This window comes from Leucobacter sp. M11, from assembly GCF_035726885.1.
Classification (GTDB): Bacteria; Actinomycetota; Actinomycetes; order Actinomycetales; family Microbacteriaceae; genus JAPFRB01.
In genome coordinates, this window is the sequence record NZ_JAPFRB010000001.1 from 144,353 (window position 1) to 154,245 (window position 9,893).

Here is a 9,893-nt window from a genome sequence, read left to right on the forward strand (position 1 = left end):
ATTCCCAATCTCCGCCTGTGCGCCTCCACCACGGGGCAAACCAACTTCACCTTCGTGATCTGGGTCGAAACCCCCGAGGACATCTTCGAGATCGAGCGGACCGTGGTCGAACGGATCGACCACCTGTCCATCTCGGAGAGCTCCGTCACCGTCCGCTTCCTGAAACGGATGGGCTGGCGGCTCGACCCGCGGGGTCGGCGTTCGGGCGACCCCGTCGCGCCGGTCTTCTTCCCCTGAGCGTCCTCCTGACCGCCGCCCAACGCTCGGCGGCCCCGTGCGCGCCCCGCCCGGAACCAACACGCGCCCCCGAAACGGCTGCCCGGCGCGGCAGCCTGCCGCGCTATTGCCTACGATGGGCGCATGACCTCCGACACTTCCGGGGCCCTCAGCGCGGCCCGCGACGCCTTCTCCCGCCAGGGCCTGCCCGAGCCGGGCCTGCCCGAGGACCCCTTCGCGCTGTTCGCCGAGTGGTTCGCCGACGCGGAGCGCGTCGGGATCACCCAGCCGGAGGCGGTCGCCCTCGCCACGGCCACCCCGGCCGGGGCGCCCTCCGTGCGAATGGTGCTCCTCAAAGAGATGGGCCGGGGCGGCTTCGTCTTCTTCAGCCACGCGGGCTCCCGCAAGGGGGCTGCGCTGCGCGAGCACCCCGTCGCCGAAGTCCTCTTCCCCTGGCACCCCATCGAGAGGCAGATCCGGGTGCGCGGCCGGGTCGAACAGCTCACCGCCCCGGCGGTCGCCGAGTACTTCGCCACCCGCCCCCGGGGCTCCCAGCTCGGCGCGCACGCCTCCCGGCAGTCCCAGCCGCTGAGCGGCGCAGCGGAGCTGGAGCGGGCCGTCGCCGAGGCGGCCACGCGCTTCGCGGGACAGGACGTTCCCGTGCCGGAGGGCTGGCTCGGCTTCCGCCTGGTCCCCGAAGAGATCGAGTTCTGGCAGGGCCGCTCAAGCCGCCTGCACGACCGGGTCGAGTACCGCCGCACCGGCTCCGGCTGGACTCGGGTGCGATTGGCCCCGTAAGTTGCCCTCGCCCCTCCCGCGGAGGGGGCTCTGGCGGATAGGCTCGTGAGCACTCGAAAGGAGCCGCCATGTTTTCCGGACTCAGCGCTTTCCCCCTCACCCCCGTCGTCGACGAGCACCTGGGCGAGAGCGCCTTCGCGGAGCTGATCTCGTCCTTGGCCGCCGCAGGCGTGGACTCGATCACCGCCCTGGGCTCCACCGGCAGCGCCGCCTATCTCACGGTCGGACAGCGCCACCGGGCCGCAGAGATCGCCGTGGACAGTGCGGGCACCACCCCCGTCCTCATCGGCGTCAGCGCGGTCGCCACCCGTGAGGTGCTCGGCCACGTCAGCGCCGCCGAGGACGCGGGCGCGGCGGGCGTGCTGCTCGCACCGCTCAGCTACCAGCCGCTCACCGACGAGGAGGTGTTCGGGCTGTTCGACCGGGTGTCCCAGGAGACGGAGCTGCCCATCGTCGTCTACGACAACCCGACCACGACGGGCTTCGTGTTCACCGATGAGCTGCTGGCCCGCATCGCGGCCCTGCCCCGGGTCGCCTCGATCAAGATGCCCGGGGTGCCCGTGGGCACCCAGGCCGCACGGGATCGGGTCACGGAGCTGCGCCGCCTGATCCCCGACACGGTCACCCTCGGGGTGAGCGGCGACTGGATGGCCGTGCGCGGGCTTCGCGCCGGGTGCGACGCCTGGCACAGCGTGCTGGCCGGGGTGCTCCCGGGGGCCTGCCTGGCCGTGATCCGGGCCGCGCAGGACGGCGACGAGGCGACCGCGCAGGACCGCTTCGACGCCCTCGCGCCGATCTGGTCCCTGTTCCAGCGCCTCGGCAGCTACCGCACGGTGTCCGCCATCGCCGACGAACTCGGCCTGATCCGACCCGAGAGCCTGCACCACCCCGTCCGCCCGCTCGCGGGCGCCGACCGCGCGGCCGTCATCTCGGCGCTCGCGGCGGTCGAGGGGCGCGGCTAGCCCCCGGGCGGCGCGGGACATGTGCCGCGGCGGGCAGCCGGACACGGTAACGTCTTCTCTAGGTGATCTCGAAAGGACCGACCCCTCATGAAGTTCCTCTCCACGCGTGGACAGATGCAGCCGAAGACCTTCTCCGACGTGCTGCTGGACGGGCTCGGCCCCGACGGCGGGCTCGTCGTCCCCGAGCAGGTGCCCACGATTTCCGCTGAGCAGCGCGAGGCGTGGCGCTCCCTCAGCTACGCGGAGCTGGCCGCCCAGGTCATCGGGCACTACGCGACGGACATCCCCGAGGCAGACCTCGCCACGCTGACCGCCGCCGCCTACTCGCCCGAGGCCTTCCCGACCCCGGGCACGGTTCCGCTGACCCCGCTCAGCGAGCAGGTCACCCTCGTCGGCCTCTCGGAGGGCCCCACCCTGGCCTTCAAGGACCTCGCGATGCAGTTTCTGGGCCAGGTCATCCCCTACGTGCTCGCGCGCTCCGGCGGCACCCTGAACATCCTCGGCGCGACCTCCGGCGACACGGGCTCCGCCGCCGAGCACGCCTTCCGCGGCAAGCCCGGCCTGAGCGTGTTCATGCTCTCCCCCCTCGGCCGGATGAGCGACGTCCAGCGGGCCCAGATGTACTCGATCGACGACGACAACGTCCACAACCTCGCCGTCGACGGCGTCTTCGACGACTGCCAGAACCTCGTCAAGGCGATCAGCAACGACGCCGCGTTCAAGGCTGATCACCGCATCGGCGCGGTCAACTCCATCAACTTCGGCCGGATCAGCGCGCAGATCGTGTATTACTTCTGGGCGTGGCTTCGCGCCACCGACGCCGTGCCCGCCGAGGAGCGGGCCGCGGCGACGGTCACCTTCGCGATCCCCTCCGGAAACTTCGGCAACATCTACTCGGGGCACCTCGCCCGCCGGATGGGCCTGCCCATCGCCAAGCTGATCCTGGCGACGAACGAGAACAACGTGCTCGACGAGTTCTTCCGGACCGGGATCTACACGCCGCGCTCCCGCGAGCTGACCCACGCCACGTCAAGCCCGTCGATGGATATCTCGAAGGCCTCGAACCTGGAGCGTTTCGTCTGGGACGTCCTCGGGCCGGAGGAGTTTGTCACCCGCTGGACGCGGCTCGAGACCGAGGGCACGCTCGACCTGAGCGATCACCTGCCCCGCTTCGCGGCCGAGTTCGGCTTCGTCAGCGGCACGAGCACGCACGCCGACCGGGTCGCCACGATCCGGTCCTGCTTCGAGGCCAGCGGCACCGTCGTGGACCCGCACACCGCGGACGCCCTCGCCGTGCTCCCCGCGTACCTGGAGCCCGGCGTGCCCACCCTGGTCCTGGAAACGGCGAAGCCGGAGAAGTTCAGCGTGACCGTGGCCGAGGCCCTGGGCGAGCAGTCCCCGGCCACCCCGGCGCACATCCTGGCCCTGCTCGAGCTCGAGCAGCACGTCGTGGAGATCGCGAACGACGCCGAGCAGCTCAAGGCCTATGTGGCGGAGCACGCCCTGCTCACCCCGGCCGGCGCGCAGGCCTAAGCCCCGCACCGCCCCGGGCACGCCCCCGGTTCCGCTGCGCGGAGCCGGGGGCGTTCCGCGCCCTGCCAAGCCCTCCCACGCCCTCCAGTTGGAGCGGCGGGCCGGTGTGCCGAGCCAGCCGGGTTGACCTTGCCGTTACGGCACTGTTTAGGCTCCTCGCATGACCATTTCCGTGCTCCCCTCCGCAGCGGCCATGACCGCAATTCTTGATGCCCCGCTCCCCGAGCGGCCGGACCTCGTCCGGTCACTCTGGTCGCCCCTCGCGGGCATGTACCACTTCGTCCCGGGCGGCGTCGACCTCGCGGCCGTGCACCGGCAGCAGTTCGGCTTCGCCTGGGACGGGGAAACCGAGGCCGTCCGTGCCGCCATCGACCGGCTCCGCGCGGCGGACGCCTGGGAACGCATCGACCGCGCCCTCCGCACCGGGCTCAGCGCGCTGCGCACCGCCAACCCCGGGCTCCCCGTGCCCGAGATCACGGTGCTCCTGCTCGTCGGCGATCACAGCCAGCCGCACTTCCGGGAGGAAATCCGCGGCCTCTCCGCCTTCGGGGGGATCAGCGGGTACATCGTGATCACGGTGTGGCCGAGCCCAGAGGTGCTGGACCGGCTGGAGGCGATCGCCGTGCACGAGCTGCACCACAACCTGCGCTACTCGCCCGGCGGCGTGCGCTGGGACCCGCAGACCGTCACCGTCGGCGAGCAGATCGTCGCCGAGGGGCTCGCCGACCAGTTCGCCGTCGAGCTGTACGGGGAGCGCGGACTCAGCCACTTTGTCAGCGAGGAGACGCGGAGCGACGACGCGGTGCTCCGCACCGTCGTCGGGGGCCTCGGCGTCACCGGCATGGCACACTTCGCCGCGTGGGTGCACGGGGACGCCACCGCCCGGCTGTTCGGCGCGGAACCCGTCGGGCTGCCGACCGGGGCAGGCTACGCGGCCGGGCTCCGCCTGGTGCGCGCCGCGCTGGCGGACACGACGAGCACCGCGGCGGCCAGCCTCAGCACGCCCGCCGAGTCCATCCTGCGAATCGCCCTGCGCCGCCTCGGTTTTCCCTCAGAAAGCGAGAGACTCGACGGGACGACAACGCCCCCGGCGACCGGGGCTTAAGCAGAGGAGTACGTGATGGAGTGGACCGTGAGCGAGCTGGCCACCCGCGCGGGCATCAGCGGGCGCACCCTTCGGCACTACCACGCCATCGGCCTGCTCCTCCCGGATCGGATCGGAGCCAACGGGTACCGGTATTACGGCCCCGACGCGGTGGCTCGCCTCCAGCGCATCCTGCTCCTCCGGGAGGCGGGGATGCCGCTGGACAGCATCGCGGGGGTGTTGGCCGCGCCCGAGAGTTTCCTCGCGGAGGCCGAGGCGCTTGAGGCGCACCTGGAGCAGCTCGCCAGCGAGCAACGGGCGCTGGAACGGCGCATCCACGCGGTGCGGCACACGGCGCAGATGCGCCGGGCGAGGCGCGAGCCGCGGATGGACCTCATGCTCGACGGCTTCAACGACCGCTACGAGGCCGAGGTGGTGGCGCGGTGGGGGCGCGAGGCCTTCGAGGACTCCAACCGGTGGTGGCACGGCAAGTCGCTCCCCCAGCAGCGCGCGTGGCAGGCCCGCGCCGAGGGGCTCCTCGCCCGCTGGCGCGAGCTCCAGGAGGCCGGGCACGCCCCGGACTCCGCGGCGGCCCGGGAGCACGCCTCGACCCACCTCGCGTGGTTCGCGGAGATTCCGGGGACCCCGAGCCACGCGGGCGACGCGGAGCGGAGCGCCGAGATGGTGCGTGGCCTGAGCATCGAGTACGCGGAGAACCCCGACTTCCACCTGGCCTTCGGCTCCGAGGCCGCGGCCCGCTTCGCGGCGGCCGCGCTCACCGCCCGCGTCGGCTCGGCCTGAGCCGCCCCGGGCACGAACGAGCCTGCGGCCCCACGACGGGATCAGTCGGCGTCGCCGAGGGCGGACTCCAGGCGCTCGATCTTCGCGTCGATCTCGCCCGCGTATCCCGGGCGGATATCGGCCTTGATCACGAGGGAGATGCGCGAGCCGAAGGGCTCCACCGCGGCGGTGGCGCGCTTGACGACGTCGAAGACCTCGTCCCACTCCCCCTCGATCTCGGTGAACATGCTGGAGGTGCGGTTCGGGAGGCCGGAATCGCGCACGATCTGCACCGCGGCGGCCACGGCGTCGTGCACGGAGCCGTCCTCGCGTCCGGTACCGGACGGCGCAACGGAAAAGGCGAGCAGCATGGGGTGTCCTCTCATCGGGAGCCCGACCGGGCTCACCCCATTGTCCCGCACCGGCCCGCGCCACGGGGGCCGGGCCTCCGGTTTCCTGTCCGCGGAACGGGCTCTGGACACAGCACCCCGCCCGGCTTAGCGTCGGCTCAGGCGAGGTCGTGCCCCCGGGCTGCGAGCCCGCACACTCAGTCGGACCCGAACGGACAGGAGGAACGTGATGGATCAGGAAATACGGGCGTGTGATGTTCTCGTGATTGGCTCCGGTGCGGGGGGCCTCTCTGCGGCGTACACCGCGGCACGCGAAGGGCTCGAGGTCGTCCTGATTGAGGCGGCAGATCGATTCGGGGGAACCACGGCGTACAGTGGCGGCGGCGCCCTGTGGTACCCGGCGAACCCGGTCCTCCGTCGCGAGGGAACCGAGGATACCGTTGCGGATGCCCTCCGGTACTACCAGGCCGTCGTGGGTGCACGGACCCCTCCGGAACTTCAGGAAACGTATGTCCGGGGCGGGTCCGCCGTCATTGCCTATCTGGAACAGGATCAGAACTTTCAGTTTCTGCCGCTGGCCTGGCCCGACTACTTCGAGGAACTCCCCGGAGCCCAGACCACGACCGCCCGCCAGATCATCCCCGCCCCGCTCAGCGCCACGGACCTGGGCGTCTGGCACGAGGTGCTGCGCAACACCCTCGATACGGACCGGCTGGGTGCCCCGGCCCCAGAGCTGATCGTGGGGGGACGCGCGCTGGTGGCTCGCTTCCTGCTGGCGCTCAGCGCCTACGACACGGCCTCGTTGCTGCTGAACACCGCGCTCGTGTCGCTGGACACCGATGCGGGATCCGTCACCGGCGCGGTTGTCGATCATGCGGGGGAACAGGGAGTCATCCGGGCGCGGCGCGGCGTCGTGCTGGCAGCAGGCGGCTTCGAACAGCACGCCCCGATGCGCAGGCGGTACGGGGTCCCCGGAGCCTCGAAAGACTCTTTGGGCGCCCCCACGAACACGGGAGCAGCCCATCGCGCGGCGATCGCCGTCGGCGCGTCCGTCGATCTCATGGACCAGGCGTGGTGGGCCCCGGGCATCGTGCAGCCGGACGGTGGCGCCGTGTTCACCCTCGATTTCCCCGCTGGGATCTTCGTGAACTCCTCCGGAACGCGGTTTATGAACGAATCCGCCCCCTATGACCGTGCTGGGCGCATCCTCATCGAGCAGTTGCCCGAGGAGGACCGGGTCCCGAGGTTCTGGTTCGTGTATGACGACCGAGCGGGCGCCATGCCACCGGCCGGTATCCCCATGGTGTCCCTCGTGGAGCGGGAAGCCTACGAGCGGGCTGGCCTGTGGCACACCGCCGACAGTATCCCCGCGCTGGCCGAACTGATCGGGGTGCCGCCACCCGCGCTCAGCGAGACAGTAGCGCGGTTCAACCAGCTGGTCGCGGCCGGTGCGGACAGCGACTTCCAGCGCGGAGCGACGGTCTACGACTGCTTCTTCCACGAGGGAGCGCGCCCCCTGACCCCGATCACCGAGGGGCCCTTTCACGCGGCCGCCTTCGGCCTGTCCGATCTCGGCACGAAGGGCGGGCTCCGCACCGACGCCTCCGGCCGCGTGCTCACCGAGGCCGATGGGGTGATCCCGGGCCTCTACGCGGCAGGCAATACGATGGCCGCCCCGAGCGGCGAGGCGTACCCCGGCGGCGGCAACCCGATCGGCACCAGCCTGTTGTTCGGCCATCTCGCGGCCCTGGATCTCGCGGGAATGCCTTCGGACACGCAGACGCCGGGCCCGGACACCGAGACGGTCCAGGCGGCAGTGCGCCGCTACCTCGACGCCGTCTCCTCGGGCTCCGGCGCCTCCATCGCGGCGCTGTACGCACCCACCGCCACGGTCGAGGATCCCGTCGGCCACCCCCCGGTGCGCGGCATCGCCGACATCGCCGCGTTCTATGCCGGGCTGGATGCGAACGACGCGGTGCACGCGGTCCTCACGGACGAGGTCCGCGTCGCCGGGCCACGCGCGGTCATCCCGCTCGCCATCACGCTGACCCGCGCCGGGCAGCAGACCGTGATCCGCCCGGTGAACGTCATGACGCTCGACCGCGAGGCGCGCATCACCTCGATGCGGTCCTTCTACGGCGCGGGGAATATGACCCTGCCGCGGGACTGAGCCGCTGGCCTCCCCGAGGTCCGGGGAGGCCAGCGGCATCAGCGACGCACCGCGAAGGGGGCGAGGTCGAGGGTGCGCCCCCCGATCACGGGGTCGCGCCCGGCAACCAGGTCGGCGACCACCTCGGCCGTGATCGGCGCCAGGGAGAGGCCGTGCATGTTGTGCCCCGCCGCCACGATGACCTCCGGGCGGCCCGCAACGGGGCCGAGCAGGGGCATCCCGTCGGCGGTCATGGGCCGGGCACCGACCCACTCCTCCGTGCGGTTGGCCCAGTCCGCGTCACGGATGACGCCCGCCGCGGCGCGCGTGAGCACCTCGAAGCGGCGCGGATTCGGCCGTTCCGGGTGCCCGTCGAACTCCATCATCCCCACGATGCGCAGCCGCCCGTGCATGGGGATCGCCACGCAGTGCCGGTCCATCGCGTGAATGAGCGTCTCGGGCATGCGGGCCACCGGCACCGTGAAGCTGTAGCCCTTGCCGGACACGACCGGGGCCGAGCGGATCCGGGAGCGGCGCAGGATCGGCGTCGTCCACGCCCCCGCGGCGATCACGAGCCGGTCCCCGCGCACGGTCTCCTCCGTGCCGTCCTCCCGGGAGCACACGATGCTGGCCCCCTCGCCGACGCGCAGCGCCGTGAGGCCCTCGCGCACCGTCACCCCGCTGTCGCGGACGCGCTCGATGAGACTCGCGACGAACGTCACCGGGTCCAGGGAGAATTCCCCGGGCAGCATGAAGCCGCCCGTCACGCTGGGGTGCAGGGCTGGCTCCGCCTCGGCGAGCTGCCCATCGCGCAGGATCGGCCCGGGGGCCTCGCCCCAGCCCCGGTCGGCCCGGGCGCCGTAGGCGGCGTGCGCCGCCCGGAGCTGTTCCGGGTCGGAGTTCGTCATCAGATAGCCCTCGCCGCCGCCGGAGAGGTCGATGCCCTCCGCGCCGAGGCGGCGCATGGCCGGAAGGAGCTCATCGGCGAACTGGGCGAGCGCCGCCGCGCCCCGCGCGGCCCGCGTGCGGCCGGCCGAGCGGATGAACCCCAGGCCGAAGCGGGCGAGGCGGGGCAGCTGCCACGGGTCGATCGACAGGTACGAGCTCTGGGTGAACACCCCCCGAAACACGTCAACGGCGGTGTTGGGCGAGGCGAGCGGGGACACCTGCTGCGGGGTCAGCTCGCCCGCGTTCCCGGTCGCCGCCCCGCCGCCGAGGCGACCCCGGTCCACCAGGGTGACGGGGTGCCCGGCGCGGCGCAGGGCAAGCGCGGTGCACAGCCCGATCAGGCCGCCGCCAACCACGACGGTGTGCTGTGGCTTCATCTGTTCTTCCTTCGTGTTCAGAGGTGTCCGTGGCCGCGAACTCGCGGACCACACAAGCGTGTTGGGGGTCGGCCCGCTCAGCCGAACGGCGCCGGGTCCGCCGCGTCGCCGAGCAGCACCCGGGCGTGCGTCACCACCCCGGGAACCCCCTGCGGTGCGGTCGCCCCGTCGGGCCCGGCCACGGTGACGTTCATCGTCTGCACGAGCGGCCGGGCGAGTCCGATGAGGCGGATCTCGCAGAGCAGATCACCGCCCGCGCAAGCGATTACCCAGCGCACGTGGGCTGGCCCCTCCGAGGCGCGCAGGCGTTCGCCGAGGGCTCGCTGGCTCGGCAGGATCCCGCCGAGCGACTCCCGAGCCGCGACGATCCGGCGCTCCCGCACCGCGCGGGGCACATCGGGCATGGCGTTCTCGGCGAAGAGTCCGACGAGCTCGGCGAGGCCGCGTTCGGCGCGGAGGGCATCGTCGAGCTGGCGCAGGGCCGCCTCGGTCTCCGGCCACAGCCGCACCGTCTCCGCGGGCACGGCACTGCGGCGGAGCACGGCGTTCAGGGCCCGAACAGAGAGCTTCTCGGCGCCGAACAGCTCGGAGTTGCCGAAGGCCACGACCCCGAGGCCGCTCTCGACGTGCCAGCGCATGTGCGAGGAGTGGCCGGGCAGGCCGCCCGTGTGCTGCACGATCCGCCCGAAGCGGCGG

General features: G+C 72.3%; 8 protein-coding genes and 2 pseudogenes. 7 read left to right on the forward strand and 3 right to left on the reverse strand.

All coding sequences use genetic code 11. The features are described from left to right. From OOT08_RS00730 to OOT08_RS00755, 6 genes and pseudogenes are all read left to right on the forward strand, one after another. Positions 1-237 (forward strand): annotated as a pseudogene (locus OOT08_RS00730) (Lrp/AsnC family transcriptional regulator); the annotation flags it as partial. A gap of 123 nt (positions 238-360) precedes the next feature. Continuing rightward, entirely contained in the window at positions 361-1,014 is a 654-nt protein-coding gene (gene pdxH, locus OOT08_RS00735; protein WP_325090678.1) for a pyridoxamine 5'-phosphate oxidase, read from the forward strand. 68 nt (positions 1,015-1,082) lie between these two features. After that, on the forward strand, positions 1,083-1,976 hold the full coding sequence (locus tag OOT08_RS00740) for a dihydrodipicolinate synthase family protein (RefSeq protein WP_325090679.1): 894 nt from the start codon (positions 1,083-1,085) through the stop codon (positions 1,974-1,976). Between the two features lie 87 nt (positions 1,977-2,063). After that, positions 2,064-3,509 (forward strand): threonine synthase, encoded by a 1,446-nt coding sequence (gene thrC, locus OOT08_RS00745; protein WP_325090680.1) that lies wholly within the window; start codon positions 2,064-2,066, stop codon positions 3,507-3,509. Between the two features lie 160 nt (positions 3,510-3,669). After that, the gene (locus tag OOT08_RS00750; RefSeq protein WP_325090681.1) at positions 3,670-4,614 is read left to right on the forward strand and encodes a DUF2268 domain-containing protein; all 945 of its coding nucleotides are present in this window, start codon (positions 3,670-3,672) and stop codon (positions 4,612-4,614) included. A 15-nt stretch (positions 4,615-4,629) separates the two neighbouring features. Then, positions 4,630-5,394, forward strand: a complete 765-nt coding sequence (locus OOT08_RS00755) for a MerR family transcriptional regulator (RefSeq protein WP_325090682.1) — start codon at positions 4,630-4,632, stop codon at positions 5,392-5,394. Positions 5,395-5,435: 41 nt separating this feature from the next. Here OOT08_RS00755 and OOT08_RS00760 read toward each other — a convergent pair whose 3' ends face one another. Continuing rightward, on the reverse strand, positions 5,436-5,744 hold the full coding sequence (locus tag OOT08_RS00760; RefSeq protein ID WP_325090683.1) for a thiamine-binding protein: 309 nt from the start codon (positions 5,742-5,744) through the stop codon (positions 5,436-5,438). Positions 5,745-5,952: 208 nt separating this feature from the next. Between OOT08_RS00760 and OOT08_RS00765 the strand changes: the two genes are divergently transcribed. After that, positions 5,953-7,893 carry an FAD-binding protein gene (locus tag OOT08_RS00765; RefSeq protein WP_325090684.1) on the forward strand — a complete coding sequence of 647 codons (1,941 nt, stop codon included), beginning with the start codon at positions 5,953-5,955 and terminating at the stop codon, positions 7,891-7,893. Between the two features lie 38 nt (positions 7,894-7,931). Here OOT08_RS00765 and OOT08_RS00770 read toward each other — a convergent pair whose 3' ends face one another. Together OOT08_RS00770 and OOT08_RS00775 are read right to left on the reverse strand one after the other, a co-directional pair. Next, positions 7,932-9,197: an NAD(P)/FAD-dependent oxidoreductase gene (locus OOT08_RS00770; protein ID WP_325090685.1), complete on the reverse strand. Its 1,266-nt coding sequence runs from the start codon at positions 9,195-9,197 to the stop codon at positions 7,932-7,934. A 77-nt stretch (positions 9,198-9,274) separates the two neighbouring features. Continuing rightward, positions 9,275-9,893 (reverse strand): annotated as a pseudogene (locus OOT08_RS00775) (serine hydrolase domain-containing protein); the annotation flags it as partial.